The sequence below is a fragment of the Bacillus cereus group sp. BfR-BA-01453 genome (assembly GCF_022662915.1).
GTDB classification, from domain to species: Bacteria; Bacillota; Bacilli; order Bacillales; family Bacillaceae_G; genus Bacillus_A; species Bacillus_A paranthracis.
Genome location: NZ_JAKUEN010000020.1, coordinates 30,160 through 56,416, shown reverse-complemented (window position 1 = coordinate 56,416; position 26,257 = coordinate 30,160). Strand labels below are relative to the sequence as shown.

The window sequence follows — 26,257 nt, the reverse complement described above, 5'->3', positions numbered from 1 at the left end:
TATTAGGCATGAGGCAAAGTCTCCTTTCATTTTAGGTTCTGGATAAACCTAGGGGGTACTTTGCCTTATTTTTTGCCTAAAAATGTTTACACATACTTTTATACATCATCAATATATCGACCACAACTCGAAATATATCAGCGATTTTTTAAATATATCGACTTACCGACATCAAACGACAATGATCACCATTTGATGCGCTGGATCTGGAAGTACTCGGCAATTTGCGAAGATCACAATGCGTTACATCGCCAATGCAAGGGCAGGAAGGTGCAGCGGAAATATGGAGCGTATTACGCAGCGCTCTGTCCTATCTTACACTTTTATTTACAATAAAAAAAGACAGTTTAAACACTGTCTTTTTTTATAAGAAGGAAACAAACGGTTTATCGCTGTTTTTCTCTTTTATAACAATTGCCTCAATTTTATTCTCGGACTTTATCTGCAATTGTACTTTTGCATCTTTCGGTAATTGGTCTAACATACTTTGAGCGGCGAGTTGAGTAAGAGCCATTAATTCTGTTTTACCGTTATATTTAATAACAATATCCATATTTAATGTATCCATTTGATTTTTCTTATAAGAAACTTTAGCATTTACTGGGATAAAGTCTCCAGGAGAAAAACCTTTCATTGCCTCAGCAAATTTATTTATTTTTTCATTATCTTCTCCATGTGCTTGTGTAAATTCATCGGAAGGATATGAATACGCTTTTTCTTCAATTGCATTCCAATTTCCAAGGTTCGTATCATTCTTTTGAACGGTAGCACTAGCAATATATGTGCCATTTTTTAAAGAACTTGTACTTTCTTGCTTAAAGATAGCAAACGTAATTGGAGATTTGTTATACTTGTCATTTTTATGAATAGCTTCAATAAGTTGCTTAGCAACTTCAGTCCCCTTAGACATTGCCTCTTCATTGGATACACTTGAAGACATAGCTAACCCAATTACAACGCCAGATAAACTTAATTCATTTGAATTCTGTTTCCCGAAATAGTCTTGTTCTATAATATTTGTCAAAACAGGTGCTTCTACTTTTGCGACTAGTTCATCAACTAACTTCTCAGGAATATACTGATTTAATTGAAGCACATGGTTTTCTGTATCAAATTGCTCTTTTGCAATATTCATTAAACCATTTTCATACTCTGCTAAATCTAATTTAGAATTTGTTTTTACATTAGCTGTATTGATAACCTTTTGTTCTTTTAAAGGAATTACAGTTCTATAATAATCTTTAGAAACAGCAGTTCTCGGAATCATGCTTTTTTCTTTCGTATCTTTCTGTATAACTTCATCCTTCTTACTAATCGTATCATTACTACAAGCTCCTAGTAATAAACTTACGACTGCGAAGGATAATGCCATTTTCTTCATTACTTAAAACCTACTTTCAACAATCTAGTTATTTAGTTTGAACTATTAACAGTTTACCATTAAATATATTTCAACAAAAACAAAAAAAAGAAGCAAGCACCTTTCGCTTGCTTCTTTTTACTTAATATTCTCTTCTAAAACATCTTTTTTAATGTTCCAATGAGACGTATTCCATACTACCATCCCATCTTTTATGTATAACACTTGCGGAGATTCATGTTTCATGCTGTACTGTTCTGCAACACGATTCGAAACATCTCTTGCATCTTGTACGTATAAGTAGTACGCTGGTACCGCTCTTTCTTCACTACAATAAGCTTGAAATTCTGTATAAGCACCATGACTAATAGGACATGTCGTACTATGTTTAAAAAGAACATAAGGCTCGTTTTTTTCTACTAGTACTTCAAACTCTTCAATTGTTTCAAGTTTTGTCATATTCATTACGATTCACCTCTCATACGAAGTCTAGAGCGCTTCTCTTTCTTTTCAGCTTTTTTCTCAAGTCTTTCTAATTTACGCTCTTCTTTTTCAACCTTTTTCTCTTGTCTTGTCGCACGATAATGATTGTATACTTCAATTGCTGCGCTACTCCACTGTACAACTTGCGCTACTTTATCTGCATTATTTTCAATTTCATCCGTAACAGACTCTGATACATTACGAAGTTTCGTATTTAAGGAGTGGATTGTCGTTCCAATTCCATCTACACCCGATACTACTTTATTTAATGATTGTGACTTCTGTTGAATGTCATCAGCTAACGCATTTGTTTTATGTAATAATTGCTCCGTCTCTACGCTAATCCCTTGCATTTGCTTTTCTAAACCTTCTAACGTGCTTGCAACGTTTTCTAACGTCTTCTGAACCGATAACAACGTTCTGCATACATACACTACTAATACAGCGAAAGCAACCGCGATAATAGCTGCACTTACATATAAAAGAACTTGCATTTCATCACTTCCTTTATCTTTTTCATACTTTCCCCTATTATACAATCATTTTCCGTTTCGTTCTAATCCCTATCTTCCCATTAGAATTTTCATACTTATTCGTTAACTTTAACATAAATGATTCAACAAATTCCACTAAGTAGGTTACAATAGGAGAGGATACATAATTAGTAGGGAGGCTTTACATATGAAAGATCCACGCATTGAAAAGTTAGCATACAATTTAATTAACTACTCTATTCGCTTACAAAAAGGCGAAAAAGTATTAATTGAAAACTTTGGCTTACAAAAAGAACTTGTAACTGCACTTGTTAAAGAAGCATATGCAGCTGGTGGTTTCCCATTCGTTTCTTTAAAAGATCATCAAGTAGATCGCTCTTTATTAATGGGTGCTACTGAAGAACATTTTGAACAAATCGCAGCGTATGAAGCAAGCGTAATGAAAGATATGGACGCTTATATCGGTCTTCGCTCTGGCGATAACATTAACGAACAAGCTGACGTGCCAAGTGAAAGAATGCAAATTCACGGTCAAACAGTTGGTAAGAAAGTTCATAGAGACATCCGCGTTCCAAAAACACGCTGGGTTGTTCTTCGCTACCCAAATGCTTCTATGGCACAGCTTGCGAAAATGAGCACAGAAGCTTTCGAAGACTTCTACTTCGAAGTATGTAACTTAGACTACGGTAAAATGGATAAGGCGATGGATAGCCTTGTTACATTAATGAATAAAACAGATAAAGTGCGCCTAACTGGACCTGGGACTGACTTAACATTCTCTATTAAAGACATTCCAGCAATTAAATGCTCAGGTCATTTAAACATTCCAGACGGTGAAGTATACTCTGCACCAGTTCGTGATTCTGTTAACGGTACAGTTTCTTACAACACGCCATCTCCTTACAACGGTTATACATTTGAAAATGTACAACTTAAGTTCGAGAACGGCCAAATCGTTGAAGCAACTGCAAACGATACAGAGCGCATTAACAAAATCTTCGATACAGACGAAGGCGCACGCTACGTTGGTGAGTTCGCAATCGGCGTAAACCCATACATCTTACATCCAATGGGAGACATCCTATTCGATGAAAAAATCGATGGCAGCTTCCACTTCACTCCTGGACAAGCTTACGACGATGCATGGAACGGTAACAACTCGAACATTCACTGGGATTTAGTATGCATCCAACGCCCTGAATACGGCGGCGGCGAAATTTACTTCGACGACGTACTAATCCGTAAAGACGGACGCTTCGTTGTACCTGAATTAGAAGCTTTAAACCCAGAGAACTTAAAATAATAAAAAACGCTCGGAATTTTCGCCGAGCGTTTTTTATTTCTTCCCTACCATTTCTATTTTCACATTTGGATTCTCTTTCTCGATAAGCGCCAAGAATTCAGTCATATGTTGCGGCATCGCAATCATATGTACTTTATATGCATTCGTCGTAATTTCAAGAGATTTCCCAACTTGACGAATGATTCTTATCTCTTTCAATACGATATCGTCATTTAAAACACCGTACTTTAATACACCATTTTCTACTTTATGCTTTTTAATAAACACTTCCCAAACGAGTGGTACATTAACAAGGAAGCATAAACCCATCCCAATTAACGCTGTCATCCACTGCTCTTTATTAGCGATAATCATGACAAGCGGATACACAAACATAAAAGCTAACGTGAGACAAACGAAAATTACTACCGATTTACTTCTTTGAATCGGAAAGTTCATACACGCACCCCTAACCTAAATTATACCACTTTTTCCATTTTAGTTCATAAAAAAAAGGCCATTTCTACATGACCTTCTTAAACGATATATCTATAGAATTTCTTATCCACCTGTAACACTGGAAAACTTTTTGGCAAATCTTCTATATCCACACTTTGAAAACCATTCTTTTCATAAAAGCGATGTGCTGCTAAAAATTTCACTGTCGTTCCTAAGTAAATATCTTTCAGCTTTTTATTCTTAGCCCACGAAATTGCTGTTTGGAGCAACTTATGTGATGCACCCCACTCTTTTCCGCGAAATTCTTTTTTTACGAACATTTTTCTTAACGCTACTTGATGATTCCCAATATCTAATAAAGCTACTGTTCCAACTACTTTACCATCATAAGTTGCTACCCAAAAGTTGCCATGATTCCTTTGATAAAATGTTTCTATTTCAAGCAGGTCTGGCTGCTCTTCTTTCGTAATGGGGACATTGTACTCTTTCTGCTGAATATGAACGATAAGATTTACTACTTCCTCTTGAAATGTACTTTCATACGGAACAATATGAATCTTCTCGTTCATCGAATCTCCTTCCACTCTGAAGCTAATAAACTATATACAGCGATATCGTGGAAGTGATCGTATAGCCATTCTTCATCTCTTAAAATACCATCTAACTTAAATCCTAAACGCTCTGGGATCGCGCGGCTTTTCACATTTTCAACACCGCATCTAATTTCCATTTTATTTAATTTTAAATTCTCAAATGCATAGTGAAGTACAGCCTTTACGCTACGCGTCATAATACCTTTCCCGCCAGCATCTTCTGCAAGATAATATCCGAGACTAGCTGCTTTCTTTCCCCAGCTCACTGGATGAATACCTACCATACCAACGAGCTTTCCTTTATAACGTATACCACTTTCAAAACCGTCTCCCTCTGCAAACTTCTTTAACCACATCGGACAAATCTCATTATAAGCATCAGCAGATTTCGTCCCATCTACCCAAGGAAGCCATCTTCTTAAATGGTTACGGTTTTGATTTATTAATTGATATAGTTCCTCTTTATGATGCTTTTCTAATAACTGTAATTCGATTTCATCGTCTACTCGAAGTGTGAACATGGTTTTTAGCTCCTTTTTAGTTTTCTTATTATTCTAACACTTATAAATAGAAAATACCCTTCTAACATATCAACGATTTTTAAAATATATCGACGATTCGACAAGGGATATCAACTTACCGACTAAATTCGACAACATTACTTACACCCTACAACACAACAAAAAGACGCACAGCCACAGCTATGCGTCTTTTCTATTACTTCTCTGCAACTTGAACTTCTTTTACGTAAGCTGCTTCGAATTTTTGAATGTCTCCTGCGCCCATGAAAATGAGAACGCCGTTTTTATGTTTCTTTAATACATCCGTTGTTGTATCTGTAATTAATTCTGCACCGTCAATACGCTTTTGCAGATCTTCGATTGTTAATTCACCTTTGTTTTCGCGCGCTGATCCGAAAATATCACATAAGTATACTTGGTCAGCTTTGCTTAGGCTTTCTGCGAACTCATCTAAGAACTTTTCTGTGCGTGAGAATGTGTGCGGCTGGAATACAGCGACAATTTCACGCTCTGGATGTTTTTGACGAGCTGCTTCAATCGTTGCATTAATTTCTGTCGGATGGTGTGCATAGTCATCAATAATAACTTGCTCTCCCATCGGCTTCTCATTAAAGCGACGTTTTACGCCTTCAAAAGTTGTTAACTGATGCTTAACTGCTTCTACATCAACGTTTTCATAATGGCAAAGCGCGATTACTGCTAATGCATTTAATACGCTGTGATTGCCGTATCCTGTAATTTTGAACGTGTCATAGTACGTATTACGAACGAATACATCGAAAATAGTACCATCTGTTCTCTTTTGAATGTTACGTGCTTGGAAATCATTATCTTCTCCAAATCCATAGAAAATAACAGGTACTTTCGCTTGAATTTTTTGAAGTTCTTCATCATCTCCACATGCAATAATGCCTTTTTTCACTTGCAATGCCATCTCTTGGAATGCACTGAATACATCATTGATATCTGTGAAATAATCTGGATGGTCAAAATCAATGTTTGTCATAATCGCATAGTCTGGATTGTAAGACAAGAAATGACGACGATACTCACAAGCTTCAAATACAAAATACTTACTATTTTCTACCCCATGCCCTGTTCCATCTCCAATAAGGTAAGATGTAGGGTGTGCACCTTGCATTACATGGGCTAACAAACCAGTTGTTGATGTTTTTCCATGTGCACCAGTTACAGCAACACTTGTGTATTGGTTCATAAGGTCACCTAAGAAGTGATGGTAACGATGTACTGGGATGTTTAATTCTTTTGCTGCTACGATTTCTTCATGCGTATCAGGAAATGCATTTCCTGCAATAATCACTTGTCCTTCTTTTACATTACTTTTATCAAAAGGAAGAATCGAGATACTACGCTTTTCCAACGCTGTTTGTGTAAAGAAACGCTTTTCATAATCAGACCCTTGAACAGTATGCTTCATGTCATGAAGAATTTGCGCTAATGAACTCATTCCTGTTCCTTTAATTCCTACAAAATGGTAAACTGTCATCTTAAAGAACCTCCAACATTTCGAACTAATACAACGGCCTATCTATAAGACAGTATATGAATCTTTTCTTATTTTGGTAATCATCATACATTTTTGATGTAGTGAAGTTATTCTTCCCTTCACTTATCAGGATAAACTCGTACGTACTTCTTTTTTATGTCCATAACAAATCCATTATAGCAAAAAAGAAGCCGCTATACTATGATAACAGAAAAACTGATAGGGTCAATCACCTATCAGTTTTTCTCTCTCTTACATATCTTCTCTTTTTTCTAATTGAACACGTTCTAGACGTGGGTTTGGACGATATTTACGACCAGCTTTCGCTTCCGGTTTTCCATTTAATTCTACGTTATCACCAGTAAAGCCAATATTCATTTTTAATAAGCTACTTCCTACTCCGTATATATCAACAGGTACGTTTTGAGCTTCAAATTCACGAATACGTTTCTCATCAAATCCACCAGTTACAACGATGTCTACATGCTGGAATCCTTCTTCATCAAGTGCTTTACGAAGTGCGAATACAAGCGATGGGTTTACACCACGTGGATCAAATGTTCCAAGTACTTCTGGGTGGCGAATGAAGTATTGATCAATCATCGTGCGAGACGTATCTACACGTACACCTTTTAATGTTGATCCAAATTCACGTGCTACGCGAAGTGCATCTGTAATGACATCATTGTTGTAATCAATTAATACAACTAATTCATCTTCTGGGAATTTCTTATGATATGCTTTTGCCGCTTCCACAACATCACCATTAAACATTTGAATTAATGCGTGAGGCATCGTCCCCATACCACTTTTGCCCCACCATTCATTCATCGCATGCGTCGCTTGTGCGCTCATACCACCGATGTATGCTGCATAACCGTCACCAGCTTGTTGTGTATAATGATCATCACGGTCTCCCATGAAAATAACTGGTTTTTCTTTATCTACGCTACGTGCAGCTTGGACAACGTTATATACGTTTGTCGCAACCGATGTACGACGAGCTAAAATCCCATCAATAACACCTTCTAAAAATCCGAAATTTTCATAAGGACCATGAATTGTTAACACTGTTTCAAATGGACTAATTTTATCGCCATCTTTTAAAGAGTTAATCTCAAGTTCCTCAGGATTTTTAGCGAATGTTTGTAGCAATGCAATGACTTCATCTGTTCCGCAAAGAACTGCATTTTCTTTTTGGAAAAATTGCATCGTTACAACACTTTTCGGGCGAAATTCTTGAATGATTTCTCTAGTCTTTAAAAAGTAAACGGCAGAGAACCAACCTTCTCCAACACGTTCGTCAAATTTAAATGTTTTATTTGTTAGTCTACTTATTTCACCTTTTAATTTTAATTCAATTTCTTTCATGTCGCTTTACTCCCTACTTTACTATCCAACATTTTCTCTTAGTATACAGCAAAACCGTTTACTATACATTTGTTTCCTGCATAGCAGCAAATTCATCCTCAGAAATAAGGACATCTCTTGGCTTCGTTCCTCTTGCTTCAGAAATAATCCCTTGCGATTCCATCTCTTCAATGAGACGTGCCGCGCGATTATAACCGATGCGGAATTTTCGCTGTACAGAAGATGTGGACGCTCCCCCTTGTTCTACAACAAATTGACATGCTTCAAAGAACAATTCATCTTCCGACTCAGCCTGTTCTGTTTTCGCTAATAAATCCTCTTGCTTAAATAAGTAATTCGGCTTCATTTGCTTTTTCACATGATCAACTGTCTTTTCAATCTCATCATCCGATACATATACACCTTGTACACGAACTGGCTTAGACGTACCGTTCCCTAAGAATAACATATCACCACGGCCAAGTAATTTCTCCGCGCCCCCAATATCAATAATCGTACGCGAATCAACTTGAGATGATACAGTAAACGCAATACGCGTTGGAATGTTTGACTTAATTAAACCTGTAATAACATCTACAGATGGACGCTGCGTCGCTACTAATAAATGAATACCACAAGCACGTGCTTTTTGCGCAATACGACAAATCGCTTCCTCAACATCACCAGGTGCTACCATCATTAAATCGGCTAGCTCGTCAATGACAATAACGATATAAGGTAATGTCTCTCCCGGAATTTCTCGCTCACTTACAATCGTATTGTAACGAGTTAAATCACGAGCTCCTGCGTGCGCAAATAATTCATAACGGCGCTCCATTTCTTCAACTGCCCATTTTAATGCAGCTGTCGCTGCTTTTACATCCGTAATAACAGGTGCTACAAGATGTGGAACAGAATTGTATGGTGCAAGCTCAACCATCTTCGGATCGATTAACATTAACTTCACTTCATGTGGTTTCGCTTTATATAAAATACTTGTTAAAATGGCGTTAATACACACACTTTTACCTGAACCTGTTGCACCCGCAATAAGTCCGTGTGGCATTTTTCGAATATCCGTTACAATTGGATCACCTGAAATATCAAGTCCAAGCGCAACCGTAAGCGGTGATTCACTCTTTGTAAACACAGGACTTCTTAAAATTTCACGAAGAAATACTGGCTTACTTTCTTTATTGGGAACTTCGATTCCAATCGCACTCTTCCCTGGAATCGGCGCTTCAATACGAATATCTTTCGCCGCTAAACTTAGCTTAATATCATCACTTAAGTTTGTAATTTTATTTACTTTTACACCTGGATCTGGCTGTACTTCAAAACGAGTTACTGCTGGACCTTGCGATACATTAATAACATGTGCGCCAACGTGGAAATTATTAAACGTTGTATCTAATAATTCTTTCTGTTCTTCCAACCATTCCGTATTATCTAACGCTGCTTGCTGCGGAATCGATAGTAATGTTAATGATGGAATCGTATACGTCGGTGGCGTTTGCAATACATTTCGCACATCATTCTCTCTTTGATTTACAACATATGCTTTCTCTTCTACTTCCGTACTTGAAATTGGCTTTTGTACTTGCTCTGCCACTACTTGTTGTACTGGCTGCACTTCTTCCACTTGTGGCTCTACTACTTGCTGCACTGGTTTTTCTTCCACTTGCGGTTCTACCACTACTTGCTGCATTGACTTTTCTTCCACTTGTGGTTCCACTACTTGCTGCATTTGTTTCTCTTCCACTTGTGGTTTCACTACTACTTGTTGCATTTGTTTTTCTTCCACTTGTGGTTTTTCTTCTACTTGATGTACAGACTTATTCTCTACTCGTTCACTCATAGAAGGTTGCATTGCATTTGTTCTAGCCGCATGTCTTTCCATTAATCGCGTTCTGTCTTGTTTCAACATAACAACATTAAATGGTACGTGACGCTTTTTCTCACGTTTTGGTTCTTCTTTTTGTACAACTGTTTGTTCTTCTACGACTGGTGCTTCTTCTGCAACTGGCTGTTCTTCTACGACCGGTGCTTCTTCTGCAGCTGGTTGTTCTTCTGCAATCGGTGCTTCTTCTGCAGCTAGTTGTTCTTCTACAATCGGTGTTTCTTCTGCAGCTGGTTGTTCTTCTACGACCGATGTTTCTTCTGCAACTGGTTGTTCTTCTACGACCGGTGCTTCTTCTGCAGCAGGTTGTTCTTCTATAATCGGTGTTTCTTCTACAGCTGGCTGTTCTTCTGCAATCGGTGCTTCCTCTGCAACTCGTTGTTCTTCTACGATCGATGTTTCCTCTGCAACTCGTTGTTCTTCTGCAACTGGTTGTTCTTCTGCAATCGGTGCTTCTTCTACAACTGATTGTTCTTCTACGACCGGTGCTTCCTCTACAACTCGTTGTTCTTCTGCAATTAAAACATCCGCAAAGCTTTGAACATCTTTTTTCGTTTGTTCATCAGCCTCAGCAACATGTATGAATTCATTCTTTTGTTCAATTGCTTTATTTAACACCATTTCTTGTTGCATTTCCTCAAGTGCTACAGGCTCAGCTTCTTCTGGTGCTTTTGTTTCCGCAATTACTTCCACTTCTTCTGACTCTTCTGCTTCTGCAATTACTTCTACTTCTTCTAACTCTTCTGCTTCCGCAATTACTTCTGCTTCTGCAATTACTTCCACTTCTTCTGACTCTTCTGCTTCTGCAATTACTTCCACTTCTTCTGGTATTTCTACAACAATTGTTTCTTCAAGTTTTTCTTCTGCTTTGACAATCACTGATTCTTCTGGTGCTTGTTTTTCTACTTCAATAGTAGGTTGTTCTATTTCTGTACTACGTTTAATTTCTTCTGATAATATTGTATCCTCGTGCTCTACTTTAGAATCTACTAATTCCTCTTGTAGAATGTTTTTGTCCACTACATCACTTTCTTGCTTCGTACCTTCCATGCGCTCAGCAATTGTTTCATGAAGTAATTCAGCCGCTGGAACTTCCTGCGGTGCACTCATTTCTTGAACCACTTCTTTTTCTTCCACTATAGGCTCTTGGCGTTCGATTTCATAACCGTTTTTCTCTAGCCATTGATCAACAACTGACTTTTCTTCCTTTTTACTCTCTTCATATTGTTGCTCTCCTTGCTCGTTAGCAGCTCTATGACTAGAAGAAGTCGGTGCTTGTCCTTCTGAGAAATCAGATAATGTATATCCTTTTTTCTCTAACCATGCATCAACGACTGATTTGCCCTCTACAGATATTTCAAGGTCTTCTCTTTCCTTTACTTCCTCCTGCTTTTCTTCCTTTTTCTCTACTGAAGGACGATTATATCCGTAAATTGGCGAAATCATTTCTGTTGGACGAAATGGTCTACGGTTACTTTCTTGCGCTGGTGTAGATGCTTTCTTTACGACAGGTTCTCGCTCCGGTTCATATTGCATTTCCGGCTCTTCATATGTAGAAACTACCTTCTCCACATACTGTCGTCTGCTTCTTTCCACTTTAATTCCTCTTTGAATAGGCGACTCTTTATATGTTACAGCTTGAACAGGTTGTTCTTCAAAACGCCCTGTTTCTATAACATCCTCTTCATCGAACCCATTATCCGGTACTAATGGAAAACGGCATTTACCTGCATTCCTACTTGCCATTTGTGCTTCTCTTGCTTCGGTGTAGTGGTTTACACGAGGAATTTTCGGCTGACTTTCAACTTGCTTTGGTACTTCTTTATTCATCGCTGTTTGTTCTTCCTCTTTGTTAAACAGCTTTTTCATCCAATCTAACATGCTTACCACTCTTTCTACTAAATAGTAACATCCTTTATTGTATCAGCATTCGGCAAAAAGTGCAGGTAAAATTAAGCATGTCATATTTATCCATAATATTCTAATTTACGAGTGTTTTCATATAGAAAAACGCAGCCTTACATGTAAGACTGCGTTTAAGCTTTACTCTTCCGATATTCATCTACACTATCCGTTACACTTTGCACCGGTCTCAAAGTTTTTTATAATTGTTTTATAATCTCATCTATATTTCCAATATGAACGGGTTGCCACAATTCTGTACCACGCTCTGCCGTATACACTGGATACGCATCATCATCGATATTCACGAAAACTGGGTCTCCCATATCTGTTTCATACCCAATAACAATCCATTCATCTTTCCATTTTCCGTGTTCTTCACTTATTAATGAATTTTGATGTTTATCATATCGATAACCAATTTGTCCTTTTTCTAATTCATTTTCACTAAACAAATATATCTCATAAGTACCTAACTCGATATCTTGCTGTTTTGAAGTTTCAATTCGTTTCAGAAGTTCTGCGATTTTTGGTTGTTGTTTCATAAGTCTATCCCCTTCTATTTTTCTAAATTTTAACTATTTTGTTTATAAAACACAATATAGATTTTAAGAAAAAAGGTGACATCCTTATGAATATGAACGATTTTCTACATATATCTATTACAACTCACAATATATCAACGATTCAATAGAAAAGAGAGGTTATCCAAAAGGACAACCTCTCTTTTCTTATATCAATTAAAATTTAAACTCTTGTCCAACTTCAAAGCTATCTTCTAATACAAGAATACCTTTTTCTTGTGGAGCATCTGGAAGCTCTAATTCACGTGCTGAACAAATCATTCCAGCAGAAGGAACTCCGCGAAGCTCAGCTGGCTTGATTAACATACCGCTTGGCATTACAGCGCCGATTTTTGCAACGACAACTTTTTGTCCTGCATCAACGTTTGGTGCGCCACATACAATTTGTAATGTTTCTGTACCGATTTCTACTTTACAGATGTTTAGCTTATCGGCATTTGGATGTTTCTCTTTTTCAGCTACATAGCCTACAACAAATTTCGGAGAAAGATCTGCTTCTACTGTTTCTTCAAAGCCGTTCTTCGCTAAAATTTCGTTGATTTTTTCTACAAGTTCTTTCGTTAACGTAAGGTTACCTGTTTCTTTTACTTCTAAGTAAGAAGATGCATTAAAGATGTTGAATCCTGCTGTTTCGTTGCTTTCACGATCGTATACGCGTGCAACATCTCCTTTGCGATCAAAAGTACGGTTCTCTAAAGTAATATCTTGTAAGGCAACAATTAAAGTGTCACCAATTCCTTCAAGGTTGTAAAAAACGTTCACTTCGTTCATCCTTTCTCTTTTCCATCTGTCTTCTTCCGATTCTTCGCTAAAATAAAGATTGGTTCAAAGTCCCCATCTTCATATACGAATGAAAGTGATGTAATCGGAACATGCCCTTCGGCAAAAAATTTCATTGTCATTTGTGCAATAATATCATAACCGATTTCGTTGACGATATCAGCAATAATTAATACATCTTGGTGAGGAACAGCAACAACCATGTCACCAGAAATCTTTTCACGCATCGATTGTAGTAACGATTCGTTTAAAATACGAGTGGCATCATACCCATCATTTGTGTTTAAAAAGTAGAATGTATTACCTGCTACTGTGTCTTGTTTAAATTCATAACCTAATGAGCGAGCGTTGAATAATGCCATTTCACGTACTTGTTGCTCTGTAAGCCCTAATTTTTGTAATAAACGCTCGTCAATGAGACGATATGTTTTATTCGAATCTAGCGCATAGTAAATACGTGTTTCCGCCGTATGATCCGTCATAATAAACGGATTTCCTTCTTCTGCTTGTTTCGGGAAAGAAGTAGAGCGAATAACAGGTAAAATTTTCGCCGCGCTATTTTCTTCCTTATGCATCGCAATTAACGCTTCTTGTACGTAGTAGGCAACCTCTTCAATCGCCTTTTCTTTATTCACTTCCCATTTTGCTACAACTCCTGGAAGCGATACGTTAATACCTTTTTTTGAGTCTTTCTGTTCTATACGTAGAACTTCTTTCTCACTATCATACTGAAAGTCCCATTCCGGGCGAGATAATCTCTTCATTAACTCGTCTTTCATCTTTTTACTTGTCATCTTCATCTCTTTTTCCTCCCTTCCAAAAAAATAACCTCCCCCGCGAAGGTAGAGGTTGTTTTACAATTCAATTGGCAAATTGCCTTATTTTAAACCTTCAATGAACTCTTCGATTTGTTCTTGTGTTTTACGATCTTTGTTTACATAGCGACCTGTTTCTTCACCTTTATTGTACGCTACAAAGCTCGGAATGCCAAATACGTCTAATTTTACGCATAGATCAATAAACTCATCACGATCTACATAGTAAAATGAGAAATCACTATATTTCTCTTCTACTTCTGGCATAAATGGATCTACGAAGCGGCAGTCTGGACACCATTCTGCTGAGAACATAAAGATTACATTCTCTTCATTTTTTAACTCTTGGAATTGCTCCATGCTTTCTAATGATTTCATCTATATTTCCTCCTCTAACGAGTGCATTTTTCATGTTATAATCTTTCTTTTATACTACCATACATCGCGCACGGTGCAAGGTTTATGCTTGCTTTTCATCATACTTATATTGCCCAACAAGTAACTTAACAACGTGTACAAATAATTCCGTACGGTCCACATAATCATCCGTAAAAATACCGATAGCACCTTCATGACTACGAATATCTTTTCTCTGTACAAACTCTTCCATCACTTCACTTAACTCCTTACCACCTTCAAGAGGTGCTAAAAAATCATCTGGTAACGTAATACGTGCCCCGCCAGCAACGAATGTTTTACCATCACTTGTTGCTAGCGCGCCCCAATTACACATAAATAAACCGTGCTCTGTTTTCATTATGCCGCCTTCTAGTCCAATGCCAATTTGAGCTCCCCCTTCCTCTAGCGCTCGCTTCGCTCTATTGATCGCTCCTTGCATCGTCTCTTCATCTGAAAACGGTTGTGCTGCTACTCCTGAAGGAACAGAAAGAGATGTAATTGTAGCATCTTTCCAAACCTTCTCCACAGCTCCAACCTTCGTTTTATTCTTCGATCCAACTACTACTTTCATTTCATTCACCTCTATAAAAATTTATCATTTTCCCTTAATCAAATTGTTCTTTATACACGGGAGCACGGCCACCACACATCGCTTGTTTGTCTCTTCACTCTAAAAAAGAAGAGTTTTTCTCACAACATTGCGGACCTCGAACCGAAAAACAACCTTACTCTCACTTCCTACCCGAGGTTTTAATCCCCGTACGAGAATCAATTAAGCACTGACCGCTACCATACATCGCTCGAGCATCTATTCAATCTAAAAAAAGAAGGGTTTTCTCACAACATTGCCGATCGCTCCCGCACATCGCCGGGCATCTATTCAATCCAAAAAGAAAGGTTGCTTCCCTCAATTACAGACCTCGAACACAAAAATAGTCTTCCTCTCGCTTCCTACCCGCGCTCTTAATACACCATTCGAGCACCCATTAAGCACTGACCGCTACCATTCATGGATGGGTCATCTATTCAATCCAAAAAAAGAAAGGCTCTTCAGCCCTTCTTCTCTACGCGTTATTCTTAATTGTCTCTAACGTCGTTTTATCCGTTGCTCTTACAAGCTTCGTAATTAGCTCTTTCGCTGCCGCATAGTCATCAACATGTAAAATAGAAGCATGTGTATGAATGTAACGTGCGCAAACACCAATTACTGCTGATGGGATACCTGAGTTACTTGTATGTACACGTCCCGCATCTGTACCGCCTTGTGAAATAAAGTATTGGTACGGAATGTTGTTTGTTTCTGCTGTATCTAAAATGAATTCGCGCATTCCTCTATGCGTTACCATCGTACGGTCATAAATACGAAGAAGAGCACCTTTTCCTAATTGACCGAACTGTGTTTTATCACCAGATGCGTCGTTGGCTGGACTTGCATCAAGCGCATAGAAAATATCTGGTTGAATCATATTTGCAGCAGTTTGAGCACCGCGAAGACCAACTTCTTCTTGTACAGTCGCACCAGAGTACAACGTGTTTGGTAATGTTTCGTCTTTTAATTCTTTTAGTAATTCGATTGCAAGGCCACATCCATAACGGTTGTCCCAAGCTTTCGCCATAATTTTCTTTTCGTTTGCCATCGGCGTAAACGGGCAGATTGGCACGATTTGTTGTCCTGGTTTTACACCAATCTCAATCGCATCTTCATAGCTATCTGCGCCTATATCAATTAACATATTTTTTATATCCATCGGTTTTGCACGTTGCGCGTCACTTAATAAATGAGGAGGAATAGAACCAACAACCCCAATAACAGGGCCATTCTTCGTCATCACTTGTACGCGCTGAGCTAATAGTACTTGGCTCCACCAGCCGCCTAACGGTTGAAAACGAAGCATTCCGTTTTTCGTAATTTGCGTAATCATGAAACCTACTTCATCCATATGACCTGCTACAAGAACACGCGGGCCAGTTTCGTCCCCTTTTTTCAGACCAAATACGCTACCTAAACCGTCTTGTACAATTTCATCAGCATATTTGCTTAATTCTTGCTTCATAAAACGGCGTACATCATGTTCAAAACCTGATGCACCTTGTAATTCTGTTAACGTACGAAATAATTGTAATGTCTCTTTATTCACGAAGTCCCCTTCTTTCAAACCTTAGTAGAATACCTCTTTTATTGTAACGAAATTTTCGAAATGTTTCTAGTTTCTTCTTTTTTAGCTGTATTTGCTTTATAATTATTATCGGTACACTATTTTTATTTTATAGAATTGAGGTGAATATATGAGCTGGAAAGGTTTAGTAGCAGGTCTTGGCGTTGGGTTCGCAGCTGGTTATTTCGTTGCAAACAAAGTACAAGAACAATCCCATATTTCTTCAGAAAAAGCATTGAAAATGGTGAAACAAGCATTAAGTCATAAAGGTGAAATTACTGGCTCTTGGGTACATATGGTTCCAGAGACATTTGAAAAATATGATGTCGCGTATGAAGTGTATCGCGGCGGTCTTACAACGATGTTAAATGATATACAAGAACGATTTGAATTTTTAGTTGATGCTAAAACAGGTACTGTTTTAGAGGTTATAGCAGCATAAACAGGAGGGTTCCCATTAGGTGAACCTCTTATTTTTTAATTATGGGTAGTGTTTGAAATTATATCGGCGATTTTCCGAATATATCGGCGCAACTCAATTTATATCAGCGATTTTCTAAATTTATCGGCGCAACTCGGTTTATATCAGCGATTTCCCAATTATATCGACTTACCGACAAAAGCCGACAATAAAAAAGAGGTCGCTCCAGCAAATATTCTGGAACAACCTGCTCTTTTTATGCTTCTATACTCGTTTTTCTCTCTATCTTTTCTACAATATGCCCTTCCTCATTCCACTTTACTGCACGGTAATATGCGTCATGATAAAATGTAAACCAAGCATCCTTTTCAGCTCCATACTTCATCCACTTTTGCTTATTTTCAATCGATGTCATCGGATAATCATCATAAGCCATGACCCATAATACATTTTGATGGGCGTGCGTCGGCAATAGGTCTGCTAAATGCAGCATCGTTTCCCCTTTGCTTTCTAAAGCGATCACTGCGTGTCCGTCACTATGGCCGCCCGTATGCGCCATTTTTATTTCATCCGTAATTTCTATTTCTTGTTGAAACGTAATAACTTGGTCTACAATTGGCTCCCAATTTTCCTTCCAATATGTATTACGGGATCTAATATTTGGATTTCTCATTTCATTCCACTCTGTTTCACTTACGTAAACTTTCGCATTTGGAAAAGTTGGTACAAGTTGATCACCTTCCCATTTCGTTAAACCAGATGCATGATCAAAGTGAAGGTGCGTCATTAAAACGTAATGAATATCTTCAGGCTTTAGTCCCAGCTTTTCTAAAGAATTCTCAACTGACGACTCTTCCGTTACACCTTGACTCCGCTTCATCTTTTCATTCAATTTACCGTTTCCTATTCCAGAATCAATGAGCATATTACCGTCTTTCGTTTGCAAAAGTAACGGATCTGTTCGTAAATAAATATGATTTGTATCATTATGTTTATATTTACGTGACCAAAGTACTTTCGGTACAACGCCAAACATTGCTCCTCCATCTAAATGTGTGTTCCCACCTTTTAGCCACGTCACTTTTATATCTCCAATTTGTAACTGTTCCATTTTTCATCCCCCTTTTCTTACAATACTAACATAAAATTCTGATTATTTTAGACACAAAAAACCTATGCATTACTGCATAGGCTCTGTACGATATTTTGCTTCTACTCGGTAAATGCGATGACCTTTACTAGAGAATTTCTCTTCGTACTCAGTCATAATGTTACCTTCAAAGTCGCTGTTATGAAGATCTAAGCTTAAGTAAGTTAGTAACATACCATACTCCGCCATACTCATAAGAGAATATTCAAATAAACCTTGGTTATCTGTTTTGAAATGAATTTCTCCGCCTTCTACTAACACTTCTTCATAATTGCGTAAAAACGTTTTGTACGTTAAACGACGCTTCGTATGACGTTTCTTTGGCCATGGATCTGAGAAGTTTAAATACACGCGATCAATCTCACCTTTTGCAAAGAAAACTGTTAAATCTTCAGCATCTTTATTAATTAACTTTAAGTTCGGTAATTCTTCTTCAATTAATTTATCAAGTGCATCTACAACAACACTTGTGAATTTTTCAATTCCAATATAATTAATATGTGGATTGGCTTTTGCCATATCATACATAAAGCGGCCACGACCTGTACCTACTTCGATGTGAATGGGTTGCTCATTTCCAAATACTTCTTTCCAGTTACCAGCGCGCTCCTCTGGGTTTCCGATTACGATATGTGAATACTCATTAATTCGATCCATTGCATATGGTTTATGTCTTAAACGCATAGATGTTTCCCTCTCTTTACATAGCTATTTTAAAGGAATAATTCCTTCTTTCTGTTTTTAATCAATCTACCAAACAAAAAACCAAGTACGTACGAGCACTCGGTCCGTTTCTTTCAAGTATAAGATGTACCATTTTGATAAAAACTACATACAGCATTAAACATTCCATGACGAAACAGCTTTTTCTCTTACTTTTCTAAGAAGAGAAAAACAATCGAAAGGATGATCCGTTCATGCCAATTAATCAACAACATCAATTAGAAGTGCTGAAAGATATTTTAGTCAATCACCAAAGTGATTGTTGCGGGACAGTTTCTGAATGCGAGCAATTAGAGCGTCTCATTCAATCGTTACTCGCAAACGATAATATAAGTAGTGACGCTAAAGCAATGCTAAACGATGTATATTCTTATAGTCAATCGGGTAAATCTTCCTCTAATTTGGACAACCACATTTCCAATAATCAAGAACAACTTACTCAGTGGATTGCTGGAATGGACAATTTTTCTTAAGTATTACTCTGAAGCAAGTAGTTGCTGTAAATATTGATGCCAATATTCAGCTTCTGCTTGCTGCTTTTTTGTTGTATGCCATTGAATAGATAAAATCGTTTGCGCTATCACATACCATCTCATACGTTTAAGCAGTGATTCATCCATTTCAATATCATAATAACCGAGCCACTCACTCCATTCTTGGCGCGGAATGTACCAATATAATAACATACCGAGGTCTAAAGCTGGGTCAGCAATTACAGCTCCATCCCAATCAATTAAAAACAACTCATCTTCATCCGACAATAGCCAATTGTTATGGTTTACATCACAATGGCATACAACGAATTCGTTGTATTCAATATCTTTTAATGAATCCATTAAATATTGAAGACCTTGCTGAATTGTTTCCTCATCCCTTATATCTCCTCTTAAAACGAGTTGCAGCTGTTGTAATAACTCTTGTGCGTGAAGCGGCTGCTTCCCAAGTCTTTGAATCATCTGCACGAGTGCTTTAGAGGAGTGTATTTTCTTCAAAAGTTTCGCAACACGTTCTAGTTTCATATCCTCTGGCTCTAGCTTCTGTCCCGGAAGCCATTTTTGAGCAGAAATTACATCACCGTTCGTTACCCTTCTTGTCCAAAGTAATTTTGGAACAATTCCTTCTGCTGACAATACCGCTAAAAAGGGCGATGTATTCCGCTTTAAAAATAACTTCTGTTGTCCGTTTTGCGCAATATATGCATCGCCCGTTACTCCACCAGCCGGTACAAGACTCCACTCTTTTCCTAATAATTGTTCCAACCATTCCATATTCATTACCCGTTAACAAATCCTTATCTTTTATAGTTATGAAAAGAAAAACCGCAACATTTCTACACATGTTGTGGATTCATATATATTTTACTGTAAATGAAAAGAAAACTTGGCATAAGCCAAAAACTCTCTATTTTATTTTACAAAACCAGCCATAGAATGACAACTTATCAAAATCGTCACCTTTGTCAATTCTACATTTATTACATTCTCATCGTCAAGTAGCGATTTGTCACATTATCGTCAATATATACGTGCTAATCGGAGCGAGCCTAAGTTCCTTTCCTCTAAATGAAGAAATTGGCTCTATTTTAGCTTGCTTTTCGTTTACTAACACATGCCACGTTTCTTCTTTCGGAAGTTGCACCATTTTCGCTTCTAAACTGCTATTAAATAAAACGACAATCTCTTTCCACGATCCAAGCGATTCTACGTGCTCTAAGTGGTATGCAAGTACTTCTGGAGATGTTTGCAAAAAAGTCATGTGCTTTTTTATTAGGTCTGCGTTTTGTAATCGGAATGCTCCGTGCTCTTTACGAATCGCAATTAAACCTTTTATATAGTTAACGGTCTCTATTTCTTTCTCTTTTCGATCCCAATCTAATTGATTAATTTCATCATTTGCATTATAACTATTTTCATTCCCTTGCTTCGTACGATAAAACTCTTGCCCCGCATGTAAGAAAGGGATGCCTTGCGACAGAATCACCATTGCAGTTGCTAGCACGTGACGTTTTTTCAAAATCTCTTCCGACTCTTCATTACTGCGCATTAGTTTATCCCACATCGTCATATTGTCATGACATTCTACATAGTTAATGCTTTGCACAGGCTCTAGAAACAAACCTGTTTCTTTCATACTCAAAAGGCTTCCTGATACTATATATTGCAAATGATTACGGTCTACATGCCCACCAAATGCAAAACCACGTTTATTTATATGAAAGGTACTTCCCTTTATCCCATCACGAAATTGATCATTAAATTGCGCAATATGCGGCATTTTGTTTGCATTATTTAACGTTGCTTTTTCCTCTAGAGGAAGTGGTGTTTGCAAATCCCACCCTTCTCCTAATAGCAATGCATCTCGCTTTATGTTTCGCACTTCTTTTTCTATTATATTTATTGTATCGACATCTAAAATCCCCATTAAGTCGAACCGGAATCCATCAACATTGTATTCCGTAAGCCAATATAAAATAGACTCTACAATGAATTTCCTCATCATTTTCCGCTCAGATGCTATATCATTTCCGACTCCCGTCCCATTAGAAGGCATACCATTTTCACCATGACGAAAATAATATCCTGGGACAAGCTTTTCAAATGATGATAGCTCTCTTTCATACACATGATTATATACAACATCTATAATCACCCTAATACCGTGTTCATGAAATGTTTCAATCAGTTGCTTACACTCTACAATCCTGTTATACGGGTCAGATGGATTTGTAGCATAAAACCCCGTTGGCGCGTTGTAATATAATGGATTGTAACCCCAATTATATGCAGAAGAAGGATTCGCCTCATCTACACCACCGAAACAATATAAAGGCAATAATTCAACATGTGTAACACCTAAATCTTTTATATGAGACAAACCTGTTAACGTCCCATTTCGCCCTGTCGTTCCTTCTTCCATTAGCCCTTTATACGTTCCTTTTTTACTCACTCCACTGCCCTCATGAATAGTAGCATCACGAATATGCAGTTCATACAATATAGCATCTGTCATTGCTTGTAATAGTGGTAATTGCCCTCGCTTTGTTACATTCGTCTTTTCCAAATCAATAACAACGCCGTACTTCCCATTTACAGTCACTGATTTTGCATAAGGATCCACAGCTTCGTTCCATATTAAATTTATACAAACAAGAAATGTATACTTTTCACCGGCTAAATCGCCGTGCAATGTATGAGCCCAAACTCCATTTTCTTCTCTGTACATTTCGTAATCTGTATATTCTTTATCACTTTTATAAATTCTTACTTTCGCAAGCCTCGCAGTTGGAGCCCATACTTTAAATGTAGTTGCTTCCTTTTGGTGTACTGCCCCTAAATCTATACCTTCGTAATAATACTTCTCATCGAAAATCGCTGTTCTTATGACAGCACCTATTTGTAAATCTGTTTCTTCATTCCGTTCATCTCGTACTGTATAATACTTCCCCACATCTAGCGGCTCTTCTATAAAGCACTCATACTTCGTTGCATCCGGAAGCGCAATTGTATGAGCAATCGGTAAATCTTTCACGTTACTTCCTTCTTGCAAACGAAATGTCCGACTTGTTCCATACGCATGTGGGAGCAAAATTGTAATTTTATTCATTTCATCTAAATAGGCATCAAATGGACGTTTTACTTTCAACATAAAAAAATCACCATCATTCTTAAAGTTAAAATGAAACGAGCTGCAAATGATAAGGCTTTTCTTATCAGCGAAGCCCTATACAGTAACACATTGTTCTTTATAGTATATTCACCTGTATAAAAAACGTTTTCATACATTCTATTTTTGTAATTTTATTTCAGCAATTGCTTTATATTTCGGTGTCTCCTTTACGTGAGATTCGTATAAAGTAATCGTATCCGCTTGAAATGATATTTCAGGCACTTCCTTTATATGCTCTAAATCAAACTTTTCTTCTCCTACCCATTTACGGGCAACAGTAATATGCGGATGATACGGGCGCGTTTCTAAAGAAAATCCATTCCCTTCACAAATAGCGTGTACTTGCTTTTGCACTTGAAACAAAGCTTGATTCTCGCTTACCTTCGCCCAAAAAATACGTGGCCTATCTTCCATACCGAACGTTGAAAATCCTTGTAACGTAAACGAGAGTTCCTTTGTTTCTTTAAGTATTTGTAATCCATTCTGTATTCCTTCTAATTGTTCCTCTGTCGCACTCCCTAAAAATGAAAGGGTAATATGATAGTCTTCTTTATGTACCCACGAACGAAATGGTAATTCCTCCTGCATTTCCTCTCTATAGTTAGATAGCACTTCTTTTATATGATTTGGTAACGTAATCGCGACAAAATAATGCAGTTCCATGTACATCTTCTCCTTCTTTCTATTGTTGCTTTTCTTTCTTATCTCATTCCATTAAAAAGAATCCAACTTCCCTACAAGTCTAACCAAGTTCAGGTCGCGTTAATAGATGAAATGATATCGACATTTCGACAAGGAACATCTGCTTACCAACAAACGACACGTAATAGAAAACCGTCCCAAAGAATGTATCGGGACGGTCTTTTATTATTTATATATCCATTACTTCGCTAATTCATAAATTGCTTGCGCGTAAATTGCTGTTGCTTTTAATAAGTCTTCAATTTCAATATACTCATCTTTTTGATGTGCAAGTTCTTCTTTTCCAGGGAACAATGGGCCAAATGCAACACCAGCTTTTAACGAACGAGCGTAAGTACCACCGCCAATTGCTAATAGTTCTGCTTTTTCACCTGTTTGTTCTTCATATACGCGCTGCAACGTACGAATTAATACGTGGTCTTTATCAACGTGATGCGGACGAGAGTTTGAATAATCATCTACTTCAAATCCATGAGTCCCCACATATTCTTTTAACTTTGCAATCATTTCTTCAAAGTTAGTCGTAACTGGGTAACGTACGTTTAATCCTAAATTGCCACCATTTTCTTTCGTATAAGAAAGGCGACCAACATTCACTGTTAACGGACCACTAACCTCATCTTTATAAGCGATAGTAGCCTTTTTACCATAAATATCACCAATAAATGTTGCTGCTACAAATGTCGCAAACGAAGCCCCTTTTCCATCAAGAGCAACTTTCGTTAAGAAGTTTGCCAGTAATAAACCTGCATTTTCTCCTTTTTCAGGAGTAGATCCGTGAGCTGAAATTCCTTTAATTTGCAACGTTACTGTATTACCTTCTACAATTGCTTCACCTATTTTTTTAGCAGTTTGTAAATACTCTTCATATGCTACTGTAAGTGCATTTACATCTTCTCCTGTAACAACCGCTTCTGCAAAATCAGGAACCATATTTAAACGGCGACCTGACTCAAATGAAACAAGTTCATATGTACCTTTCTTCTCTCCACTACCATTTTGCACAACTTGTATATCAGAAATTCCTTTTTCTGCATTAATAATTGGAAAGTCCGCGTCTGGCGCAAAACCGATTGTTGGCATTTCTTCGTTTTTAAAGTAATGATCTACACATTTCCAATTACTTTCCTCATCTGTTCCTAAAATCATACGAACGCGTTTTGAAAGAGGTAAACCTAATTCTTTCACAATTTTCATCGCATAGTAAGCTGCCATCGTTGGGCCTTTATCGTCAATTGCACCGCGTGCAAAAATCTTTCCATCGCGAATATCTGCACTATATGCAGGAGTCGTCCAACCATCTCCTTCTGGTACAACGTCAACGTGACAAAGAATACCTACTAATTCTTCTCCTTGTCCCATTTCAAGATGACCTGCATACCCTTCTAAATTTTTAGAAGTAAAACCTTCCGTTTCTCCTTTATGTAACATGAAAGATAAAGCTTTTTCTACACCTTCACCGAACGGTGCGCCCTCTTTTGCCGACTCTTCTTCCCATACACTTTTAATTTGTAAAAATTGTTGTGTATCACGAATTAAATCATCTTTTCGTTTTGCAACTTCTTCTGTCCAATTAATTGCTGACATCACGCATCCATCCTTCACTATATTGTTTCTTTCATCATAACAAACCGAAATCTCTTATGCCATACACGAAAACCAAATACCGAACAATTGTAATATTTCAGATATTTCTTATTAGTTTTTCTTTTATTTTTCTAAAAAAATTTGCAGGAATTTGGCGTTTTACGTAGAATTTTATGTGTTAGTTGACTGACCATATATACAATGTCAACTACCAATATTTTTCTATATGAATATTTGTTAAATTTCTGTAAAATTTAAGTAGATTAAAGCATGAATTTTATCATGTAGAGTACAATGGTAGTAACGACCTTCTTTCCTGAATGGGGTCAAAAAAACTAGTAGAGGAGTGGTTTTCTCTTGAAACCTACAACTACTCGTATGCTAACACGCATTAAATCAATTTATATGTACATCAATGAAAACGGAACGGTAACGACGAAAGACCTTGTAGATGAGTTCGGGATCACACCGCGAACGATACAACGTGATCTAAATGTGTTGCAGTTTAATGAACTCGTGTATAGCCCTTGCCGCGGTAAGTGGACAACAACAGGAAAGAAAGTGAGAATGACCTCATAACGAAAAATAATTGTATGTAAATAAATACATACCCCTTTCTAACTCATTAGAAAGGGGTCTTTTCTGCGCCTAAAAATAGCACTATTTCTCAGTATCTACTTGATATGTTTTTAACATCTCTACTTCTTCATCTGTTAGCTCACGGTATTGTCCAAGTTCTAGCTCTTCATCTAACACTAACGGTCCCATCTCTGTTCTCTTTAAGTAGACTACTTTTTTCCCTACCGCTTCAAACATACGCTTTACTTGATGGAACTTTCCTTCTGTAATGACAAGCTCGATTTCAGAAATATCATCGCTTTTTAATATTGTAAGTGCACCTGGCTTTGTTTCATAGCCATCATCTAAAATAACACCTTTAGCAAACTCTTTTACATCCTCTTCTGTTACTACTCCTGCAACGTGTGCATAATATTTTTTCGGCACATGCTTTTTCGGAGATAACAATTGATGTGATAACTTCCCGTCATTTGTTATTAATAAGAAACCTTCTGTATCAATATCAAGTCTTCCAACTGGGAACGGATTAAAAATCGCATCCTCTAACTCTAATAAATCTATTACCGTTTCATGATTATCATCTTCTGTCGCTGAAATAACGCCTTGTGGTTTATGCATCATTAAGTAAACAAACTCTTTATATTCCACAACTTCACCGTGAATCATAACTTCTTGCTCTTCTACATTTACATGAACCTTTGCATCTTTCACTGATATTCCATCAATTTTCACAACGCCGTCTTTCAATAATTTCTTTACTTCTTTTCTACTTCCATATCCCATATTTGCTAATAATTTATCTAATCTCACGTTTTTCACCTTCTTTATTTATCATAGAAAAGGG

At 37.4% G+C, this 26,257-nt stretch carries 26 protein-coding genes; 4 read left to right on the top strand and 22 right to left on the bottom strand.

The features are described 5' to 3' along the window. Window positions 1-364 precede the first annotated feature (364 nt). The 3 genes from MR070_RS24530 to MR070_RS24520 form a co-directional block, all read right to left on the bottom strand. Window positions 365-1,381, bottom strand: coding sequence for a CamS family sex pheromone protein (locus MR070_RS24530; protein ID WP_000738019.1), 1,017 nt, complete (start codon window positions 1,379-1,381; stop codon window positions 365-367). A gap of 117 nt (window positions 1,382-1,498) precedes the next feature. After that, window positions 1,499-1,825, bottom strand: a complete 327-nt coding sequence (gene ytxJ / locus MR070_RS24525; RefSeq protein WP_044790864.1) for a bacillithiol system redox-active protein YtxJ — start codon at window positions 1,823-1,825, stop codon at window positions 1,499-1,501. Continuing rightward, window positions 1,825-2,337: a DUF948 domain-containing protein gene (locus tag MR070_RS24520; protein WP_001197726.1), complete on the bottom strand. Its 513-nt coding sequence runs from the start codon at window positions 2,335-2,337 to the stop codon at window positions 1,825-1,827. Before MR070_RS24520 ends, ytxJ begins: the two co-directional genes overlap by 1 nt. A gap of 187 nt (window positions 2,338-2,524) precedes the next feature. On the opposite strand from MR070_RS24520, the gene MR070_RS24515 reads away from it, so the two are divergent. Next, window positions 2,525-3,640: an aminopeptidase gene (locus MR070_RS24515; protein ID WP_000654739.1), complete on the top strand. Its 1,116-nt coding sequence runs from the start codon at window positions 2,525-2,527 to the stop codon at window positions 3,638-3,640. 33 nt (window positions 3,641-3,673) lie between these two features. Here the strand turns inward: MR070_RS24515 and MR070_RS24510 are convergent, their stop codons facing one another. The 12 genes from MR070_RS24510 to MR070_RS24455 form a co-directional block, all read right to left on the bottom strand. Continuing rightward, complete coding sequence (locus MR070_RS24510) at window positions 3,674-4,078, bottom strand: PH domain-containing protein (protein WP_001010631.1); 405 nt, start codon at window positions 4,076-4,078, stop codon at window positions 3,674-3,676. 77 nt (window positions 4,079-4,155) lie between these two features. After that, a complete protein-coding gene (locus tag MR070_RS24505) occupies window positions 4,156-4,647 on the bottom strand; it encodes a GNAT family N-acetyltransferase (protein ID WP_001003095.1) in 492 nt (163 codons plus the stop codon). After that, window positions 4,644-5,192, bottom strand: coding sequence for a GNAT family N-acetyltransferase (locus MR070_RS24500; protein ID WP_000494672.1), 549 nt, complete (start codon window positions 5,190-5,192; stop codon window positions 4,644-4,646). The genes MR070_RS24505 and MR070_RS24500 overlap by 4 nt, the downstream gene beginning before the upstream one ends. A gap of 196 nt (window positions 5,193-5,388) precedes the next feature. Then, window positions 5,389-6,699: a UDP-N-acetylmuramate--L-alanine ligase gene (murC, locus tag MR070_RS24495; protein WP_000219470.1), complete on the bottom strand. Its 1,311-nt coding sequence runs from the start codon at window positions 6,697-6,699 to the stop codon at window positions 5,389-5,391. A gap of 252 nt (window positions 6,700-6,951) precedes the next feature. After that, window positions 6,952-8,070 (bottom strand): nicotinate phosphoribosyltransferase, encoded by a 1,119-nt coding sequence (locus MR070_RS24490; protein ID WP_242262141.1) that lies wholly within the window; start codon window positions 8,068-8,070, stop codon window positions 6,952-6,954. 61 nt (window positions 8,071-8,131) lie between these two features. Continuing rightward, window positions 8,132-11,830, bottom strand: coding sequence for a DNA translocase FtsK (locus MR070_RS24485; protein ID WP_242262140.1), 3,699 nt, complete (start codon window positions 11,828-11,830; stop codon window positions 8,132-8,134). Between the two features lie 221 nt (window positions 11,831-12,051). After that, on the bottom strand, window positions 12,052-12,396 hold the full coding sequence (locus MR070_RS24480) for a thiamine transporter (RefSeq protein ID WP_242262139.1): 345 nt from the start codon (window positions 12,394-12,396) through the stop codon (window positions 12,052-12,054). Between the two features lie 195 nt (window positions 12,397-12,591). Further along, a complete protein-coding gene (gene ytpR, locus MR070_RS24475) occupies window positions 12,592-13,206 on the bottom strand; it encodes a YtpR family tRNA-binding protein (protein ID WP_001006759.1) in 615 nt (204 codons plus the stop codon). Further along, the gene (locus MR070_RS24470) at window positions 13,203-14,015 is read right to left on the bottom strand and encodes a DUF1444 domain-containing protein (protein WP_000784613.1); all 813 of its coding nucleotides are present in this window, start codon (window positions 14,013-14,015) and stop codon (window positions 13,203-13,205) included. The genes ytpR and MR070_RS24470 overlap by 4 nt, the downstream gene beginning before the upstream one ends. 78 nt (window positions 14,016-14,093) lie before the next feature. After that, window positions 14,094-14,408, bottom strand: a complete 315-nt coding sequence (locus MR070_RS24465; RefSeq protein ID WP_000838188.1) for a thioredoxin family protein — start codon at window positions 14,406-14,408, stop codon at window positions 14,094-14,096. A gap of 82 nt (window positions 14,409-14,490) precedes the next feature. Continuing rightward, complete coding sequence (locus MR070_RS24460) at window positions 14,491-15,000, bottom strand: DUF84 family protein (RefSeq protein WP_242262138.1); 510 nt, start codon at window positions 14,998-15,000, stop codon at window positions 14,491-14,493. A 493-nt stretch (window positions 15,001-15,493) separates the two neighbouring features. Further along, window positions 15,494-16,567 (bottom strand): M42 family metallopeptidase, encoded by a 1,074-nt coding sequence (locus MR070_RS24455; protein WP_001031503.1) that lies wholly within the window; start codon window positions 16,565-16,567, stop codon window positions 15,494-15,496. Window positions 16,568-16,715: 148 nt separating this feature from the next. Here MR070_RS24455 and MR070_RS24450 point away from each other — a divergent pair, with 148 nt between their 5' ends. Then, on the top strand, window positions 16,716-17,027 hold the full coding sequence (locus MR070_RS24450; protein ID WP_000118540.1) for a PepSY domain-containing protein: 312 nt from the start codon (window positions 16,716-16,718) through the stop codon (window positions 17,025-17,027). Between the two features lie 235 nt (window positions 17,028-17,262). Here MR070_RS24450 and MR070_RS24445 read toward each other — a convergent pair whose 3' ends face one another. Together MR070_RS24445 and trmB are read right to left on the bottom strand one after the other, a co-directional pair. Continuing rightward, the gene (locus MR070_RS24445) at window positions 17,263-18,117 is read right to left on the bottom strand and encodes a YtnP family quorum-quenching lactonase (RefSeq protein ID WP_242262137.1); all 855 of its coding nucleotides are present in this window, start codon (window positions 18,115-18,117) and stop codon (window positions 17,263-17,265) included. A gap of 69 nt (window positions 18,118-18,186) precedes the next feature. Further along, entirely contained in the window at window positions 18,187-18,840 is a 654-nt protein-coding gene (gene trmB / locus MR070_RS24440; RefSeq protein WP_001239380.1) for a tRNA (guanosine(46)-N7)-methyltransferase TrmB, read from the bottom strand. Window positions 18,841-19,073: 233 nt separating this feature from the next. On the opposite strand from trmB, the gene MR070_RS24435 reads away from it, so the two are divergent. Next, the gene (locus MR070_RS24435) at window positions 19,074-19,352 is read left to right on the top strand and encodes a YtzH-like family protein (RefSeq protein WP_001122234.1); all 279 of its coding nucleotides are present in this window, start codon (window positions 19,074-19,076) and stop codon (window positions 19,350-19,352) included. 3 nt (window positions 19,353-19,355) lie between these two features. Here the strand turns inward: MR070_RS24435 and MR070_RS24430 are convergent, their stop codons facing one another. From MR070_RS24430 to pepV, 4 genes are all read right to left on the bottom strand, one after another. Next, entirely contained in the window at window positions 19,356-20,153 is a 798-nt protein-coding gene (locus tag MR070_RS24430) for a phosphotransferase family protein (RefSeq protein ID WP_001055736.1), read from the bottom strand. 229 nt (window positions 20,154-20,382) lie between these two features. Further along, window positions 20,383-22,524 carry a type I pullulanase gene (gene pulA, locus MR070_RS24425; RefSeq protein ID WP_242262136.1) on the bottom strand — a complete coding sequence of 714 codons (2,142 nt, stop codon included), beginning with the start codon at window positions 22,522-22,524 and terminating at the stop codon, window positions 20,383-20,385. A gap of 138 nt (window positions 22,525-22,662) precedes the next feature. Continuing rightward, entirely contained in the window at window positions 22,663-23,208 is a 546-nt protein-coding gene (gene thpR, locus MR070_RS24420) for an RNA 2',3'-cyclic phosphodiesterase (protein ID WP_044790885.1), read from the bottom strand. A 219-nt stretch (window positions 23,209-23,427) separates the two neighbouring features. Continuing rightward, the gene (pepV, locus tag MR070_RS24415) at window positions 23,428-24,834 is read right to left on the bottom strand and encodes a dipeptidase PepV (protein WP_001274278.1); all 1,407 of its coding nucleotides are present in this window, start codon (window positions 24,832-24,834) and stop codon (window positions 23,428-23,430) included. A 357-nt stretch (window positions 24,835-25,191) separates the two neighbouring features. Between pepV and MR070_RS24410 the strand changes: the two genes are divergently transcribed. Beyond that, a complete protein-coding gene (locus tag MR070_RS24410; RefSeq protein ID WP_000805512.1) occupies window positions 25,192-25,413 on the top strand; it encodes a DeoR family transcriptional regulator in 222 nt (73 codons plus the stop codon). An 81-nt stretch (window positions 25,414-25,494) separates the two neighbouring features. On the opposite strand, the gene MR070_RS24405 is transcribed toward MR070_RS24410, so the two are convergent. Next, a complete protein-coding gene (locus MR070_RS24405; protein WP_001234935.1) occupies window positions 25,495-26,223 on the bottom strand; it encodes a pseudouridine synthase in 729 nt (242 codons plus the stop codon). Window positions 26,224-26,257 lie beyond the last annotated feature (34 nt).

Bases quoted from the DNA above. Each gene is read 5' to 3' on its own strand.
- MR070_RS24530 (WP_000738019.1), bottom strand. From the start codon at position 1,381: ATGAAGAAAATGGCATTATCCTTCGCAGTCGTAAGTTTATTACTAGGA.
- ytxJ (WP_044790864.1), bottom strand. From the start codon at position 1,825: ATGAATATGACAAAACTTGAAACAATTGAAGAGTTTGAAGTACTAGTA.
- MR070_RS24520 (WP_001197726.1), bottom strand. From the start codon at position 2,337: ATGCAAGTTCTTTTATATGTAAGTGCAGCTATTATCGCGGTTGCTTTC.
- MR070_RS24515 (WP_000654739.1), top strand. From the start codon at position 2,525: ATGAAAGATCCACGCATTGAAAAGTTAGCATACAATTTAATTAACTAC.
- MR070_RS24510 (WP_001010631.1), bottom strand. From the start codon at position 4,078: ATGAACTTTCCGATTCAAAGAAGTAAATCGGTAGTAATTTTCGTTTGT.
- MR070_RS24505 (WP_001003095.1), bottom strand. From the start codon at position 4,647: ATGAACGAGAAGATTCATATTGTTCCGTATGAAAGTACATTTCAAGAG.
- MR070_RS24500 (WP_000494672.1), bottom strand. From the start codon at position 5,192: ATGTTCACACTTCGAGTAGACGATGAAATCGAATTACAGTTATTAGAA.
- murC (WP_000219470.1), bottom strand. From the start codon at position 6,699: ATGACAGTTTACCATTTTGTAGGAATTAAAGGAACAGGAATGAGTTCA.
- MR070_RS24490 (WP_242262141.1), bottom strand. From the start codon at position 8,070: ATGAAAGAAATTGAATTAAAATTAAAAGGTGAAATAAGTAGACTAACA.
- MR070_RS24485 (WP_242262140.1), bottom strand. From the start codon at position 11,830: ATGTTAGATTGGATGAAAAAGCTGTTTAACAAAGAGGAAGAACAAACA.
- MR070_RS24480 (WP_242262139.1), bottom strand. From the start codon at position 12,396: ATGAAACAACAACCAAAAATCGCAGAACTTCTGAAACGAATTGAAACT.
- ytpR (WP_001006759.1), bottom strand. From the start codon at position 13,206: ATGAACGAAGTGAACGTTTTTTACAACCTTGAAGGAATTGGTGACACT.
- MR070_RS24470 (WP_000784613.1), bottom strand. From the start codon at position 14,015: ATGAAGATGACAAGTAAAAAGATGAAAGACGAGTTAATGAAGAGATTA.
- MR070_RS24465 (WP_000838188.1), bottom strand. From the start codon at position 14,408: ATGAAATCATTAGAAAGCATGGAGCAATTCCAAGAGTTAAAAAATGAA.
- MR070_RS24460 (WP_242262138.1), bottom strand. From the start codon at position 15,000: ATGAAAGTAGTAGTTGGATCGAAGAATAAAACGAAGGTTGGAGCTGTG.
- MR070_RS24450 (WP_000118540.1), top strand. From the start codon at position 16,716: ATGAGCTGGAAAGGTTTAGTAGCAGGTCTTGGCGTTGGGTTCGCAGCT.
- MR070_RS24445 (WP_242262137.1), bottom strand. From the start codon at position 18,117: ATGGAACAGTTACAAATTGGAGATATAAAAGTGACGTGGCTAAAAGGT.
- trmB (WP_001239380.1), bottom strand. From the start codon at position 18,840: ATGCGTTTAAGACATAAACCATATGCAATGGATCGAATTAATGAGTAT.
- MR070_RS24435 (WP_001122234.1), top strand. From the start codon at position 19,074: ATGCCAATTAATCAACAACATCAATTAGAAGTGCTGAAAGATATTTTA.
- MR070_RS24430 (WP_001055736.1), bottom strand. From the start codon at position 20,153: ATGAATATGGAATGGTTGGAACAATTATTAGGAAAAGAGTGGAGTCTT.
- pulA (WP_242262136.1), bottom strand. From the start codon at position 22,524: ATGTTGAAAGTAAAACGTCCATTTGATGCCTATTTAGATGAAATGAAT.
- thpR (WP_044790885.1), bottom strand. From the start codon at position 23,208: ATGGAACTGCATTATTTTGTCGCGATTACGTTACCAAATCATATAAAA.
- pepV (WP_001274278.1), bottom strand. From the start codon at position 24,834: ATGTCAGCAATTAATTGGACAGAAGAAGTTGCAAAACGAAAAGATGAT.